The organism is Acinetobacter sp. NigerLNRRAM0016, assembly GCF_054112845.1.
This window is the reverse complement of record NZ_JBSYVT010000006.1, coordinates 124,078-140,536: the sequence shown is the minus strand read 5'-3', so window position 1 is coordinate 140,536 and position 16,459 is coordinate 124,078. Positions and strand designations below refer to the sequence as shown.

13 protein-coding genes are annotated in these 16,459 nt (G+C 42.2%); 1 reads left to right on the top strand and 12 read right to left on the bottom strand.

Annotated elements, in window-relative coordinates; all coding sequences use genetic code 11:
- A partial coding sequence (locus tag ACWQ4X_RS06395; RefSeq protein ID WP_457903109.1) for a dienelactone hydrolase family protein occupies nt 1-1,150 on the bottom strand: 1,150 nt, incomplete at its 3' end.
- A gap of 546 nt (nt 1,151-1,696) precedes the next feature.
- Between ACWQ4X_RS06395 and ACWQ4X_RS06390 the strand changes: the two genes are divergently transcribed.
- Nucleotides 1,697-3,037, top strand: coding sequence for an MFS transporter (locus tag ACWQ4X_RS06390; RefSeq protein WP_457903115.1), 1,341 nt, complete (start codon nt 1,697-1,699; stop codon nt 3,035-3,037).
- Between the two features lie 70 nt (nt 3,038-3,107).
- On the opposite strand, the gene ACWQ4X_RS06385 is transcribed toward ACWQ4X_RS06390, so the two are convergent.
- The 11 genes from ACWQ4X_RS06385 to ACWQ4X_RS06335 form a co-directional block, all read right to left on the bottom strand.
- Nucleotides 3,108-4,097 (bottom strand): AraC family transcriptional regulator, encoded by a 990-nt coding sequence (locus ACWQ4X_RS06385; protein ID WP_457903108.1) that lies wholly within the window; start codon nt 4,095-4,097, stop codon nt 3,108-3,110.
- A 544-nt stretch (nt 4,098-4,641) separates the two neighbouring features.
- On the bottom strand, nt 4,642-4,815 hold the full coding sequence (locus tag ACWQ4X_RS06380) for a hypothetical protein (protein ID WP_171334116.1): 174 nt from the start codon (nt 4,813-4,815) through the stop codon (nt 4,642-4,644).
- A 307-nt stretch (nt 4,816-5,122) separates the two neighbouring features.
- Nucleotides 5,123-5,584, bottom strand: a complete 462-nt coding sequence (locus ACWQ4X_RS06375) for a MarR family winged helix-turn-helix transcriptional regulator (RefSeq protein WP_032068911.1) — start codon at nt 5,582-5,584, stop codon at nt 5,123-5,125.
- A gap of 430 nt (nt 5,585-6,014) precedes the next feature.
- Entirely contained in the window at nt 6,015-6,767 is a 753-nt protein-coding gene (locus tag ACWQ4X_RS06370; protein ID WP_100242812.1) for a class II aldolase/adducin family protein, read from the bottom strand.
- A gap of 29 nt (nt 6,768-6,796) precedes the next feature.
- Nucleotides 6,797-7,810 carry a ketopantoate reductase family protein gene (locus ACWQ4X_RS06365; protein WP_457903107.1) on the bottom strand — a complete coding sequence of 338 codons (1,014 nt, stop codon included), beginning with the start codon at nt 7,808-7,810 and terminating at the stop codon, nt 6,797-6,799.
- 16 nt (nt 7,811-7,826) lie between these two features.
- Nucleotides 7,827-8,597 (bottom strand): ABC transporter ATP-binding protein, encoded by a 771-nt coding sequence (locus ACWQ4X_RS06360; RefSeq protein ID WP_100242810.1) that lies wholly within the window; start codon nt 8,595-8,597, stop codon nt 7,827-7,829.
- Nucleotides 8,594-10,399 carry a branched-chain amino acid ABC transporter ATP-binding protein/permease gene (locus tag ACWQ4X_RS06355; RefSeq protein WP_262450621.1) on the bottom strand — a complete coding sequence of 602 codons (1,806 nt, stop codon included), beginning with the start codon at nt 10,397-10,399 and terminating at the stop codon, nt 8,594-8,596. Before ACWQ4X_RS06355 ends, ACWQ4X_RS06360 begins: the two co-directional genes overlap by 4 nt.
- Nucleotides 10,396-11,433: a branched-chain amino acid ABC transporter permease gene (locus ACWQ4X_RS06350; RefSeq protein ID WP_161932293.1), complete on the bottom strand. Its 1,038-nt coding sequence runs from the start codon at nt 11,431-11,433 to the stop codon at nt 10,396-10,398. Before ACWQ4X_RS06350 ends, ACWQ4X_RS06355 begins: the two co-directional genes overlap by 4 nt.
- Nucleotides 11,434-11,535: 102 nt before the next feature.
- On the bottom strand, nt 11,536-12,681 hold the full coding sequence (locus ACWQ4X_RS06345) for an ABC transporter substrate-binding protein (protein ID WP_457903106.1): 1,146 nt from the start codon (nt 12,679-12,681) through the stop codon (nt 11,536-11,538).
- 596 nt (nt 12,682-13,277) lie between these two features.
- On the bottom strand, nt 13,278-14,765 hold the full coding sequence (locus ACWQ4X_RS06340; RefSeq protein ID WP_457903114.1) for an aldehyde dehydrogenase family protein: 1,488 nt from the start codon (nt 14,763-14,765) through the stop codon (nt 13,278-13,280).
- A 42-nt stretch (nt 14,766-14,807) separates the two neighbouring features.
- Complete coding sequence (locus ACWQ4X_RS06335) at nt 14,808-16,457, bottom strand: GMC family oxidoreductase (RefSeq protein ID WP_457903105.1); 1,650 nt, start codon at nt 16,455-16,457, stop codon at nt 14,808-14,810.
- Nucleotides 16,458-16,459: the final 2 nt, after the last annotated feature.

The following is a 16,459-nucleotide window of genomic DNA, read 5'->3' as shown; positions in this document are numbered from 1 at the left end:
CAGGCAAACCTTCGGGATTGAGTAAACCAATTTGCACCAGTACCGATGCCTGATCCCAATAAATATGTTCATGACACAGTTTAGGACCGCGAAATTGAATGACGCCCAACATTGGAATTTCGACGTATTTGCCTGTGGGTTTCACTCCAGGGAGAAGCCAATCAATTTCGGTGTCGTGGGTAAAACTCATGATGAATTCATCGACCACCTGCGTTGACCCCACCGTGCGTGAAATAGAAGTAATCTTCATGTCTTCAGGGTTTTGATGTACAAAATGGTAGCGATAGAAGCGCGCCAACTGACTTTGACCCACACCACCTGTTAGCGTGGGAATGTGATTGACATAAGGTTCAGCCACCATAGTTGCCATTGTCGCTGGGACATCTCGAGTATCAAACTCATGCCGAATATGCTCTTCCCATAACGCCACCAAGTCATAATGTGGTCCAATCGTGTCATGCAGTGCAGTCACCGTGCGCTCATGAGCAAAGCGTGCGGAGGGTTTGTGGTAATGCTCGCTTTTTGGTCGTGCAAAAGCATGATCGACATCTTCATAGATATAGGCTTTGACGTTGCTATATTGACTCGCGGCTTGCAGAATCGCTTGTCGTGCATCTGGTGGGGTGAATTGATCTAACTCTGCAATGTGCAGCACCAAACGTCCTTTAAGATTTGCCAGCTCATGCAGTACATTTTCCAAACCGACCCCATAATAGCCAACGGCGCAGGCAACTTCTGGTAAACGGCATGCGGCTAAATACGCCAGCTTTCCACCCAAACAATATCCCACAACCCCTAGACCAACCGAGGTATCACATTCAGGACGTGTTTGCAGATAAGCCAGACTGTCCTGAATATCTTCCACGCCTAAGTTTTCATCGTATTGCTGATAAAGCGCATAAGCGGTTTGAAAATCTTCTGGGCTATATCCCAATTCAATATTGGGTGCACTGCGCCAAAATAAGTCAGGGACAAGAACGGTGTAACCTTCCTCGGCCAGAAAATCTGCTTTTTCCCGCATCGCGGCATTGACCCCGAAGATTTCCTGACACAGTACAATGCCCGGTCCTTTCGCTGTAGATGGGGTGACCAAGTAAGCACTAAATTGTTTACCAGTCTTGGTTTTTATCTGAATCGTTTGACCAGCCATAATCGTCAACTCCTGACTTTGTTATGGCTTTATCTTCTATCCAAATTTTCAGGTTGACTGTCCAAAAGCTGCGAGCACTATCCAATCCATGCGCAATTCTAAATTGCATTTCTCAATATTGATTATTCAGGAATTATGTAGCTTCAAGAAAACCATCCCTAAAAAACTATCCCTAAAAAACTATCCCTAAAAAACTATCCAGCATGAATGGAAAAAATGGATGAAGTTCAGGAGTTAATGGATAGTCCCTTGGATATAAAAATAGTTCAATCAAGTTAGGTCCACAGGAAATACTCCAGCCGATGACTCAAGTTGAATATGAACTTCTTGTTCTTACTTCATTCTGATTTTCAGCCCTTATTTCCTCAGTCAACAGATTACTGCGTAGCAAGCCTGTCACCGAAAGGGCTACTACGAAATCCAATACAGACATACAACGCCACACATTTTGAATGAAGCATGCAATTCAACCAATCATAACGCTGGTGCAAGGGATGACTCGGGGAATCCACCCGCCAGATCAATAAAAGTTAGGAAGGAATAATGATGAGAACAATTGAAGTAAATAATATTATCAATCGGGAGAAACTCTCCCCCCTACAATGGCTGGTTTTTATTCTCGGCTTTTTGGTGTTTTTCTGTGATGGGTTAGATACGGGCATTATTGGCTTTATTGCCCCTGCTTTACTGGATGATTGGGGCATCAGCAAACCACAACTTGCCCCCGTACTCAGTGCTGCATTGGTCGGGATGTCAATTGGTGCGATTATTTCGGGACCACTATCGGATAAATTTGGACGTAAAGGCATCGTTGTTATTACGACCCTGTTGTTCTCAGTATTTACCATCCTTTGTGGTTTCGCCAGCTCGACCCAAGAACTGATGATTTTCCGTTTTATTACTGGGGTAGGATTAGGCGCAGCCATGCCCAACATCAGTACCATGGTGTCTGAATATATGCCGGTTAAACGCAAAGCATTCCTTACCGGATTGGCAGGTTGCGGCTTCATGTTGGGCATTTCCTGTGGCGGAGTCTTGTCTGCCTACTTACTCGAAGCATTTGGCTGGGCAAAAGTGATTATGATTGGTGGTAGTATCCCATTGCTACTTGTAGTCGCCCTTATGGTCATGCTACCCGAATCTACCCAATCGCTAATTGCACGCAATCGCCAAGACAAAGCACTCGCCATTTTGGAAAAAATTCAGGGACAACCGTTTAGCGAACCTGTAAAACTGGTGTTGCCACAAACAGAAAGCACCAATGAAAGCCCTGTAAAAATTGTATTGGGCAAATACTTATGGGGTTCAAGCATGCTGTGGTTATGCTGCTTTACCAGCCTGTTGGTGTTCTATCTTTTGACCAGCTGGATGCCGACCATTTTAAAAACTGCGGGTTTTAGCACACAACAATTTAGCTTAATTGCCGCCATCTTCCCTTTTGGTGGTGTGATTGGTGCAACCATCATGGGTTGGTATATGGATAAAGTGAACCCAACCACGGTCATTAAATATGCTTACCTCATCGCATTCGGTTTGTTCCTAGTTGCAGGTGCAGTCAGCTCAAATATTTTATTGCTTGGAATTACCATTTTCTTGATTGGTGCATTGCTTGCAGGAGCACAGTCATCACTACTGCCATTGGCGACTATGTTCTATCCAGCCGTTTGCCGCGCAGTGGGTGTGTCTTGGATGCATGGTATTGGACGTATTGGCGCAATCTTAGGCGCGTTCTTCGGTTCGCTCATTTTCACCTTTAACTTAAGTTTAGGTGGCATCTTCTTTGTATTGGCAATTCCAACCTTCATTTCATTTACCGCTTTAACCCTTAAAGTCATTTATGAAAAGTCTAAAGCCAAAGCCGTGTATAAGTTGGAAAGTTCGGTCTAAAGTATTTTAATCCTGCATAGAAAAACCCCTGATTCGATTGATGAATCAGGGGTTTGTTGTTTATAAGGAGTTATTCACGCAACTTACTTTTGGTTTCACTCGGTTTTTCACCAAACTCCTCTTTATAGTCCTGTGAAAAACGGCTGAGATGGGTAAAACCCCAATCATAAGCCAGTTTTGAAATGGATATTTTGGCATTCGGATTGGCATGACTTAAGGTTTTATAAATTTGCTGCAAACGGTATTTACGCAAATAAGACATCGGGCTGGTGCCATAATAGTACTGAAATTCATCGTACAGTTTGGACTTTGAAACGCCCGCCAAACGCTGCAAATCTTCAGCGCAGATTTCTTCATGCGCATGATCAACAATAAAACTTTTCACCTTGCGGATATACGTCGGTTCTTGCTGCTGTGCCTGCGCGTGTAATGCAGCAGAATAATTATGCTCTTGAGAAAGCAATAGAGCCTTAATCACAAAATTTTCATAATCATCGGACAACATTTGCAAACCAAAAAATCCATTGTTTTGCGTATTAAACTGCAAGAAATTCTGAATATTCTTCCACCAAGCATCAATCAGTTGGGTCGATTCCACCCGCATTTCAGGATTGAAAATGATCGGCTGCTCAATAGGTTGATTGAGTAGATCTGCCAAAACCATATGCATACTGCGTTCGGGAATCACCACCTGTAACTTCTGACAGTCCCGATCGATAATCAATTCCTGATGATCATTATTCGACACAATCAGTCCGCGATTTTCATTAGAACGATACTGTTCGCCACGCATCCAAAGTGCCTGCGTTCCCTGTAAAGGCAAGCTGATGCTGTAGGCTTTTAAATTGGAAATATTGATGGCGACATTTGCACCATAACGAATCGTACCAATTGCCATTTTCCGATTGGGTAAACGCATACCATCGTAGTGAAAATCCAGCGTATCGCGAGCACTGGTATCAAGGCGATGCTCACCACAAATTGTCGACATTAAATTCTGGGCAAAATCCGCCTGATGCGAATAATGATTTAGATTCATCTGTTGGCTGAGTGATGTCATATCCTTTTCACCTAGCGAAGACCATATTGCTTAATCAGCAACTTTTATGCCAATCAAAATCCTGAGATTGGTTGTTTTATAGAAGGAACACCTCTAGCAACGTGTTTTTTAAAAACTTGTCCCTTTCATTTTTAAAATATAAATCACCTGATGTGAAGTACCACAAAGGTATAGCTTTATACTTATTTTTAAAAACACTTCAAAGTTGCTATTCCATACCCATCATACCGATTGATTTTGTATTTAGAAAGTCACATCTCATTAAATAGTTTTATGTTTTAATTTTTATAATAATCATATATTTACTTATTATCAAACATAGCATTTAAAATTCGATTTCGCAATTTTCCATCATTTTATTGAACCAATGCACAACTTGAATTTTAGGCACGTCGCGAAATTTCAAATATGTAAGGCTTAAAACCTATTCATGTGAATACCCGCCTAAATGATGGCATTCCCACAATAGCCACCAATAACAAATTTTGGCAATGCACTTGCACATTGCCAAAATACTCGGGATGCACTTTATTTGTCGGCTGGTTTAGTAATACCAGACCTCTGCATTCCAAATCACACAACGATTGCGCAGATTTAATGGTAGTGCATTGCCTTCCAAATCAAAAATTTGAATCACTTCATTGTTTGTATCGCGCTGGCAATTTAATTCAAATGCCTTTCCTTCATTTTGCATTATGCGCACAGAACATGCTTTCATAACCAATACCTCCTGATCTTGAGAATTGTAATGTGATGCCAAGAAAAGAAAAGGCTCGAACGTCATGACTTGACGCGCTAGGAACAAACACCTTGCATTCGAATAGTTTTCAATCAATTTGATCTAGGTCTGAACAAGGACCGTTTTCGTTATAAACATAAAAAAACCGCCACTCAAAAATGAATAGCGGTCCATCTGAACAATCAGACCTCTTTCAAGATTTCATCCCTCCTTTTATTTTTCCCATAGGGAACAATAAAAGGAATTAAGGAAAGAAGCCTATTGGATGAAGGCGTTTGGAATAAGATTAAGCCAAATTATGCTTAATAATTTTTAATAAATCATTCAACTTATTAAGTTCTGAAGGCTTAATCCCCGCGAAGCTATCATTTAGTAGCAGTGAGGTAATTTCATTGATCTTAATCACCATCTCATGACCTTTTTCCGTCAGGCTGACACGGGTAATCCGACTGTCGGTTTCACACGCAGTGGTATTTAAAAAACCTTCATCTTTTAAACGATAAATAATCTTGGTCGCAGTCGGAATTTTGATAATGGTCATTTCTGCTAACTCAGAAATACTCGAGTTTGGACGTGCAGAAGCCGCTAAAATAATACGTCGTCTAGAGTTATCTAAACCATAGTTTTTCAGCGCATTGTCCATTTTGTGAATATATAAGCCGTAAACTTGTGAAATCCAGTAATACGGAAAATCATCAATATTAAAATCATCATGAATTGGGAAATATTTAGAGTATTTATTGGTCATATGCTTCAGACTAATTGAATATTAAATTGGATTCTAAAGGAGGCAGCTATATACATACAAGCACCACCATTACACTTTCAAGTCATAAGATTTTGTTAAATAACATAAATCTATAAAATTATAAAAAAATACACATTCAGTCAGACCCCATTTTCAAAGAAAAAAGTTAAATCAATATATTGAAATTTATTTGATTTTTCTAACAAATTAAATTTTATAATGCTTTATCTTACATCAAAATTTGAACAAAGATAAATTTTAGTCGCTACCGAGTTATTTATTTAAGCACTTTCATCCATCTTTTTAAAATCATCTATTACTTAAGTACGCATTCTTCTCTTTGCAAGCCTGAGCGAAGCCGCTTTTGAAGATCCGAAGTAAAGCTCAAATTAATTATTGAGCTTTACGAAATGAGACAGATTCAGAAAAATTAGCATCGAGATTTCTCATGCATTTTTCTGACCATGGCATCAAAAAACTTGTTGGCGAAACCACTTTCTCGAATCAGCATTGCCGTAAGATCGGTACATTTTTGTTTCACATCTTCACTCAAAGGTACGTCTTCTCCGCCCATCGCATCTGCTTGGCACTGAATTTCAGCCGCGCGTTGTACGGTCCACAACAAGAAAAAGGCTTTCTCAATACTACTTTCACCGACAGCTATGCCATGATTTCTAAGCACCAGAATATGATGATCGCCAAGGCTTTGAATCATTCGCTCTTTTTCTTCAGCAAATAACGTAATGCCTTCAAAACTATGGTATCCAACACGCCCATAAAGTTGTGCGCCATAGAAACTGTCATATTTAAAGCCCGATTTCTTTTGTACCACGGCACTAATGGGTGTGGTATGGGTATGAATTAGACAGCGAATATCATCTCGAACACCATGAACCGCGCTATGTAAGGCAAAACCTGCAGGATTGCCATCATATTCAGATGCTAAAACCTTATTGCCATGTAAATCGACTTTTAACAGGTTCTCTGGAGTCACTTCACTATAATTCAGTCCAAATGGATTGACTAAATAGTAGTGTTCATCGCCTGGTAAACGCGCGGAAATGTGATTAAAAATCGTTTCCGTCCAGCCAAAATAGTCAATTAAATGATAGCAATGTGCAAGTTTAACTCGCAGTTCCCATTCTTCTTTTGAAACATTTAACGCATTCACTGTAGAGTTCATCTTTAATTGTCCTATATCTATTCTATGTGTTAAGCCACTTTTTCTGTGGCAGATTGCATATTGCGATCACTTAAATATTTGGTTAATTCACAAATCTGTTTTGTGACTGGCATCGGACAGTTATAGCCTTCTGCCAGTTCAAGCACGGCATCTGCAATCACGGAAAGCTCCAAAGGTTGTTTCTTCTGAAAGTCCTGCCACATAGAGGTATGTACTTCCCCCATGTCCGCACCCAACTGTAAAAACAGTTTTGGGTCAATGTTGATGCGTGCGCCATAACAAGCGGCAACTTGACGGGCTTCGAGCATCATTTTGGTCACAACATCATGTAAATGTGGATGTGAGTAAATGTCATGCAAGGTCGCTCCCGTTAAAACCGACAATGGGTTGGAGCTTAAATTGGCAATGACTTTGGTCCAGATTTGATCACGGATACTTTCATGCACACGCGATTCAATGCCTGTATCTGCAAACAGTTGCTGAAGCTGCTCCACTCGAGGCGTGATCTGGTGGGATGGCTCGCCTAAAATAATCAGATAAGGATTACTGGACTGGACCTTGCCATAACCCTGTAATTCAGCCGTGATAAATACCACCGCACCAATTAAATGTTTCAGTGGGAAATGCTGCATCAAATACTGATCGGTATCGAGACATTGGATGGTTTTTAACGGCTGTTGCGAGCTATCCCCCTGATAAAAATACCAAAATGGAATGCCATTAATGAGCGGGACAATCACGGTTTCATCATGCAAAAGATGATGCAGAGTTGCCGTAATCTGCTTTAAAGCACCCGCTTTGGTTGCAATAAAAATAACATCCTGTGCATCCAGCTCAGAAGTATGTTCAACCACTTGATCAGGATACACGTGATGCGTCCCAGTCAAATCTTGAAGCTGGATTCCTTGTGACTTCAATTGCTTTAAATTTTCACCACGGACAATCAGGCTGACGTGCTCATAGCCAGCCAAAATGAGTCGAGCAGCGACGGTACACCCGATGGCACCTGCGCCTAAAATCGTGATTTTTGCTGACTTGTCCATTTCACCCTCTCAACTTTTAAATTGCCAATACATCTTGGTGCTTACTGTTGGTACCGAGATAACTTTCAATAATGCGCTTATCTTCCAATAAATCCGCCCCTTTACCCTGAATCGACAGCTCACCCATTTCTAGCACATAGGCATAATCCGCCAGCTTCAAGGCTGCACGCGCATTTTGTTCAACCAATAAAATAGACACACCCTGACCGCGAAGTTGATCAATAATTTTGAAAATTTCACGGGTAATCAGTGGCGCCAATCCAAGGCTCGGTTCATCCAGCATGAGAAGTTTCGGTTTCGCCATGAGGGCACGTCCTACAGCGAGCATCTGACGCTCCCCTCCAGATAAAGTACCCGCTTCCTGCTGACGACGTTCTTTCAGTCGTGGGAAAATGCTATAGACCTCTTCCAAACTATCTTTGTAGCCGCGATCGCCATGACGATAACGCTGGAAAGCCCCCAGCATTAAATTATCTTCAATACTCATAGAGCTGAACAATTCACGCTTTTCAGGCACCAGTCCTAAGCCTCTGACCACCATCCGTTCAATCTGCGGGCATTGCCCGACTTCACCATCAAAGTCGACATTACCTTTGGAGGACAGCACACCCATGATTGCAGAAAGTAACGTGGTTTTGCCTGCACCATTCGGCCCTACCACAGAAACAATCTGACCTTCATTCACGCGCATATTGAAATCAATTAAGGCATCGACTTTGCCATATGCAACATTCAGGTTTTTCACTTCCAGCAGTGCTTTACCTTGATCATTATTTATTGTGCTCATGCAGCACCCCCTAAATAGGCTTCGAGTACAACTTCATCTTTTTGAACATCTTCTGGCAGGCCTTCTGCAATTTTTTGTCCGAATTCCATCACCACCACGCGGTCAACCAAATTCATGACAAAATCCATATCGTGCTCGACCAGCAAAATTGCCATGCCTTCAGCGCGTAGTTTGGTGAGTAAGTCTGCCAAGGCTTGCTTTTCTTTTAAGCGTAGCCCCGCAGCAGGTTCATCCAGTAATAACAGTGAAGGATGTGCACATAGCGCACGGGCAATTTCTAAAATACGTTGTTGCCCAAGTGCCAAATTGCCTGCTTCGGTATACAGATAATCGCCTAAGCCCACGCGTTCTAATTGAAATTTGGCTTCATTGAGCAGGTTGTTTTCTTCTTCGCGGTCTAGACCGAACATTGAAGACAACACCCCTTTTTGCCCACGTAGATGTGCACCAATCACGGCATTTTCCAGCACAGTCATTTCAGGCATGATTTTCACGTGCTGAAAGGTACGGCTTAAACCTTTTTTGGCAATCTCGCGTGAGCTTTGTCCATTAATTTTTTCACCCAGGAAAATCACTTCGCCACTGGTTGGAACATCTACCCCTGAAAGCTGATTGAACATCGTACTTTTGCCCGCACCATTCGGTCCAATCAAGGCCAGAATTTCCCCCGCATAAATACTGAGGTTCATGTTGTTGTTGGCTACCAGTCCACCAAATTTTTTAGTGACATCTTTGGCTTCCAGAATTAATGTGCCTTGCTGCGGTAACTCTAAAGATGGTAATTCACGTGTTGGTGGCACAATGTCAAGATGTGCATCTTTTTCAGGTTTAAAGCGTTGCGGAATACATTTCACCAGCATTGGCCATAAGCCTGATGGTGCTTTTTGCATCAACACGACAATCAACAAACCAAAAACGATGGTTTCATAATGCCCTTCGGAACCAAAAATGATGGGCAAGAAATCTTGTAGCCATTGGCGTGCCATGGTGAAAATACCAGCACCAAGAATCGCTCCCCAAATATGTCCTACACCACCCAATAATGCCATGAAGAGATAATCGATCCCCATTTGCAGCCCAAACGGTGTTGGGTTAATGAAGGCTTGATTGTGGGCATATAGCCACCCTGAAATGGAGGCAAAAATAGAGGAGATGGTAAAAACAACCAGCTTGGATCTAAAGGTATTTACCCCCATAGACTCTGCCATGAGCTGACCACCGTTTAAGGCGCGAATAGCACGTCCTTCACGGGAGTTGAGCAGGTTTTTGGTCAAGATAATCGCAATGAATAGAATTAACCAAATCAGGTAATACATTTTATTGCTGCTATCTAAGGCATAACCAAACACAGAAACACTTGGAATATTCGAGATTCCCGAATGACCGCCTAAAGATTCAATGGTGGAGAAAAAGTAATACAGTGAAATGCCCCACGCAATGGTACCAAGTGGCAAATAATGTCCTGATAATTTAAGCGTCATGCCCCCGACAATAATTGCAGAAATAATGGTAATGATGACACCTAAAATCAGGGCTGCCCAAGGGCTGCCATGCGTCCACGCCAACCATGATGGCAATTGTTCAGTCGCGGTAATATATGCCGTGGTATAGGCACCAATACCCACCAGTGCAGCCTGACCAAAGCTGGTCATGCCACCAACACCCGTGAGCAAGACTAAACCCAGTACCACTAAAGCATTTAAACCAATGTAGTTAAGTAAAGTGACTTGATAATCAGGCAGAATAAATGGACTGATCATGGTAATCAGCGCAAAGCCAATAAATAAATATTTTGCTTTCATTCGCCATCCTCCTCTGAGTGACGAGAAGTGAGGGATTTCCAAATCAAGAATGGAATAATTAATGTGAAGACAATGATTTCTTTATAATCACTTGCCCAGAACATTGAGAATGATTCAATCAAGCCCACCACAATCGAACCGACGGCTGCCACAGGGAAACTGACCAAGCCCCCAATAATGGCACCCACAAAACCTTTCAGGCTGATAACAAAACCAGAGTCGTAATACAAGGTGGTGATTGGTGAAATCAAGATGCCTGAGAGTGCGCCAATAAATGCCGCCAAGGCAAAGGTGATTTTTCCTGCGAAAATTGGAGAGATACCCATGAGCTGAGCGCCCACACGGTTGACCGCTGTCGCATGTAAGGCTTTGCCATAGAGGGTCTTATCAAAGAAGTACCACAGGGCAATAATCAACAATACAAAGGCAAACAGAATACACAGCGTTTGACTATTCACACTGAGCATTCCCAATTCAAAAGTGGCTTCACTGAACGGTCTGGTTTGCGCACCATTTGGACCGAAAATAATTAATCCCACACCCACCAAGGCAACATGAGATGCGATCGAAACAATTAACAATACCAAGGATTTAGCAGATGCTAGGGATTGGAAGAAGGTACGATACATCATTGGACCCAGTGGGGTGATAATCGCAAGCGTTAACAAAATTTGGAAGAAAGTCGGCAAATCAGCCAATGGCAGTTGATACATACACAACACTAAAATTATGCAGTAACCGACTAAGCCGAGCTGTTTTTTCCACTGGAATGCTGTTTTATTTCTGAGAGATTCCCAAGCATCCAAGCATAAATTGACAAGACAGAAAGCTGAGACCAGCCAAACAATGGTACTTGGTGTTCCCGCCTGAATGGATGCGAGGGTGAGTGCGCCAAAAACGGTAAATTCGCCCAATGGAATGAGTAAAATCCGTGTGACGGTGAAAACTAAGATAATGCAAAGTGCCAGCAGTGCATAAATCGCACCACTGGTAATTCCATCCTGTCCTAGTATTAAAGCAATATTAAAATCCATATGCCTTACCCTTAGTCATTTTTAGAGACAAAACGACTCCGAAGAGACCGAATTAATCTCTAAAAAATCTAGATGAATAAGTGAAGAAAGGTGCTACTTAAATTATTTCAGCAACGTCCATTTACCATTTTTAACCGTAATCATGACCCGACCACGTTTATCAAAACCGCTGTGATCTGATGGGGTCATGTTATACACACCCTGTGTCCCTGCTAATTCTTTGGTTTGCTCCAAAGCTGTACGCAACTCTTGACGGAATTGTGCTGTTCCCGGCTTCGCCTTCTTTAAGGCTACAGGAGCGGCTTTTTCCAAAAGTAGCCCTGCATCATAAACATTGGCACCAAATGTTGCAGGATATTCCTCGTACATTTTCTTGTAGCTATTCATGTATTTTAAGGCGATTGGTTTCGACACATTGCTGTTCGGAATTTCGTTAATCACCAACATTAAACTTGCGGCAAGAATGGTGTTATTGACCTTATTGCCACCCATTTTTAGGAACTGGTCTAAAGCCGCACCATGAGTTTGATACATCTGACCTCGATATCCGCGATCATATAAGGCAGTTTGTGGTGGTACGGCTGAACTGCCTGGCGCAGCCACTAAAATCGCTTGTGGTTTGGTGGCAATTAACTTCAAGGCTTGACCCGTCAAAGACGTGTCTTGTCGTTGAAAGCTTTCTTTGGCAATCACTTTAATACCATTCTTGGCTGCCAACGAGGCAATTACCTTGCCCCAGTTATCGCCATACGGATCTGCTGTACCAATAAAGCCTAGCGTTTTGATTTTGCGTTTCACCATATCTTCAACAAGTGCCTGGGCAATCACATCATCATTCTGGGTGGTTTTAAATACCCATTTTTTTTGCTCATTCATTGGCAATACAACCGCTGAAGTCCCGACAGGTGCAAGTAAAGGCACGCCTGCTTTGGCAATTGTTCCAATCACTGCCATGGCATTTGGAGAACCAGAAGGACCAATAATCGCATCCACATTGTTCTCTTTAATCAATTTATTGATTGCCTTGACTGAAGCAGTAGGATCACTGGCGTCATCAATCGAAATATATTGAACCTTCTCGCCACCGAGCGTTTTAGGCAGTAACGCAATGGTATTTTTTTGTGGAATCCCAACCATTGCGACTGGACCACTCGATGAAGTCACCACACCAACTTTGATATCTGCATAGGCGCTAGAAATGCCTGCAGCGATGATTGAACTTAAAACAGCAAGTTGAGTGAATTTCATTTAAACCTTTCTCCTTATCGATTTCATCTTAGATATATTTTTATTGAAATATCTAAGATATTACTCCCTTTAACTAAGCAGCTTTCATGCCACTTAGACACAACAAACTTAAGTTTTTAATTTTATTTATCATTAATTTAAACTAACACATAATCAAAAAAACACCAAAAATAAATTAGAAATTTCTAACACTTTTTGCACCACATTAATTCACTTTTCAATAAAAAAGCCCCAATCTGAACGCCTATTTATTTAGACATTTCTACTGCATAAAATTCATTGAAAGGAAAAAATTGAGGTATAAGAAACATATAGCCAGCCTGAACCCAGACTAGAATCAAAATAGGCGTTTTTGTGCCTCTAAAAAAAGATTTACAATTCCCCTCCAGCATTTCGAACGACGGCATTTCAGTTATTCATTCCTGACCGATAACAACGCTTGTTTTAGGCTGAACTTTGAATGAACAATCCCACCTACAGGTATAAGCACTGAGCAAATTAAACTTACAAACGCAAAAACCGCTCTAAAATAGAGCGGCTTAAAAATAAATGCCTAAACGAATGACTACCGATCTAAGACTTTTCAACATTCAAATTTAATAGCACATCATCACAGATTTGGTCTCGGTGTAGTCTGCAATAAATTCATCAGCAAATTCTCGCCCCATACCTGAAGCGCGTACACCACCAAAAGGCACAGCAGGATCAAGAAAAGTATGCATATTAATCCAAACGGTTCCCACCTCCAGTTTTGGAATCAGGCGTAACGCTCGGGACAAATTATTGGTCCATAAACTTGCAGTTAAACCAAAGCGAGCATGATTCATTTGTTCGACCAGTGTATCTTCATTTTCAAACGGAATGACACAAATCACAGGACCAAAACATTCCTCATTCAACAAAGGATCTTCTGTATCATTCACAGCCAGCAAAGTCGGTTCGACATAATAACCAAGCCGATCACAGACTCCTCCACCCACAATAATATGATGACGCTGTTTGACCAGCTCCAGATAATTTTTCACCTTATTCAAATGAGGTAGATTTGATAAAGGTCCAAAAGCACTGCTTTCATCCATCGCAGCGCCAATGTTCATGCCTCGTAATGCTCCAGCAAGTTTCGTCACCAACTCCTCATATTTAGACGCATGCACAAAAAACTTTTCAGGGGCCGCACAGACTTGCCCTTGATGCACAAATGTCGCCATCAGCAATCTAGGTAAAATTTCATCAATATTGGTATCTTCAAAAATCGCCAGTGCATTTTTCCCACCAAGCTCCAGACTCACCCGCGTCAAATCACTGCTCATCGCCAACTTGCCAATTGCAATCCCCGTCGGCACAGAACCTGTAAAGGACACCTTTTTAACTAAAGGTGATTCGATCAGACATTGCCCCGTTGTACCATCCCCCGTCACAACATTGATGACGCCCTCAGGTATTCCAGCCTCTACACTTAATTCAGCCAGTCGCAGCAACGATAAACTGGCAAACTCACTGGGCTTCAGCACAATCGTACAGCCTGTGCATAAAGCCGATGCCAATTTCCACACCCCAATCATGAGCGAAAAATTCCACGGCACAATCCCTGCAACCACTCCCACAGGCTGTCTAAAGGTAAAGGCTGTATACAATTCACCCTGCATTGAAGGCAGCGAAGGTTGCATGGTTTTCCCCGTAATTTTGGTTGCCCAGCCTGCAAAATAGCGCATAAAAATCACGGATTGCTGCACTTCCAAATGACGTGCCAAATTGATGAGTTTTCCTGTACTTAGACTCTCAAGCTGCGCTAATTCTTCGCCATACTGCTCCATCAAGTCAGCCAGTTTTAAAAGTTTTTGTCCTCTTTCATAAGGGGTAGTTACCGCCCATGAAGTTTTGAACGCCTGATGCGCACTAGTGACCGCTTTATCGACATCAATATGATTGCCCAGACTAATCTGGCTAATCACAGCTTCAGTTGCTGGGTTCACAACGTCGATTCTCGTTTGACCATCCGCCTGAATCATTTTCCCATTGATAAAATGCCCATGATCACGTTGTAAAAATGCTGTGACTGCTGGCAAGACCTGTACTTGACTCATAATTTTCATATTCATTGATATACTCGATTTTTATTCTGTGGCTTAGACTAAAACTGGTTCTGACTGTTTAAGTTTAATCGGCTGCTTTTGCGCAGAGAGAATAAAAGCCGCACCGCGCTCACCAATCATGACTGCTACTGCATTGGTATTTGCACTCGGCACTTGTGGGCAAATAGAACAATCTATGACGCGTAGATTTTGCATGCCATGTACTTTCAAATTTAGATCGGTGACCGAATCTTGAGGGGATGTTCCCATACGGCAAGTTCCGACAGGGTGATAGACCGTTTTGATATTCTGCTTGAGCCAACGATGTAATCCTTCCGTATCCTCTATCGCTATATTTGCAGGCTCAATCACATCTTGAATCAGGGCTTTAAGTGCAGGTTGCTGCAACATTTTCAGACCTGCCTGTACTGCACGTATTTGCCCATCAATATCCTGTTGATCTCCCAAATAGTTTGGATCAAGTATTGGAAAATCCTTCGGATTACGACTGCGTAACGTAATGCGACCGCGCGCTTTAGGCTGAAGATGACAGGTTTTAATGGTAATACCATGCTCAAGTGTTGCCGCTTTTTCACCTGGCGTATTGTCAAAATTATCAAGTACAGGCAAGAACATGAACTGCACATCGGCACTGCCCTGATTCTGCGAATCTACAAAGCCCGCACCTTCCAAAATATTCGAGGTTAATAAACCTGATCGGGTAAACAACCACTGCAAACCATGCTTAATCGATTTCAGTCCTTTATCTTCCTCAATAATGCTGGTGGGTTCTTTAATGGTGGCGTTAATCGACACATGCAGATGATCATGAAAATTTTCACCCACTGGGAGATCTAACACACAAGGAATCTGATGCGTCTCTAGCTGTGCTTTAGGACCAATACCCGAAAGCATAAGCACTTTCGGACTACCAATTGCACCTGCACATACAATAACTTCCTTGTTTGCCCGAATGCTTTGAACGGCTTGATCTGCAACACTAAAACTGACTCCTTCAGCCACAGAGTTTTGAATCTCAATTTTATGCACCAAGGCTTGAGTCACCACAGTCAGATTCGGATTGTCCGCAATCGATTTCAAGTAGGTTTGCGATGTACTGGCACGCTCGCCATTTTTAGTCGTGGTTTGATAAAACCCGATACCTACCTGTGATTTACCATTAAAATCATTGACGTAATTCAGACCCATTTGCTGCCCAGCACGCACAAATGCCTGCGTTAGTGGATGACGATAACGATTTTCACTGACCGAAAGATGCCCACCCTGCCCATGATAAGCATTATTTAAACTTTCGTTATTTTCGGCTCTTACGAAATACGGTAAGACATCTTCATAAGCCCATCCCGCACAGCCCCAATCTTGAGCCCAACGGTCATAATCCTCTGGCTGACCACGTGTATAAATCATCCCGTTTACTGAGCTGCCGCCACCCATCACTTTGCCTTGAGCCAAGATCATTTCACGATCATTACAATGTGGCTGAGGAACCGTCATATAGGGCCATGATTTCTGTTGAAAGACTTTGACCACTGTGGCTGGAATTTTATGGAAAACACTATTGTCCTTATCGCCAGCTTCTAATAACAAGACAGTTCCAGCTTTAGCTTCCAATAAACGCGTTGCAACCACACATCCTGCTGTGCCTGCCCCAATAACAATATAATCATAGTTTTGTTTTAACATTC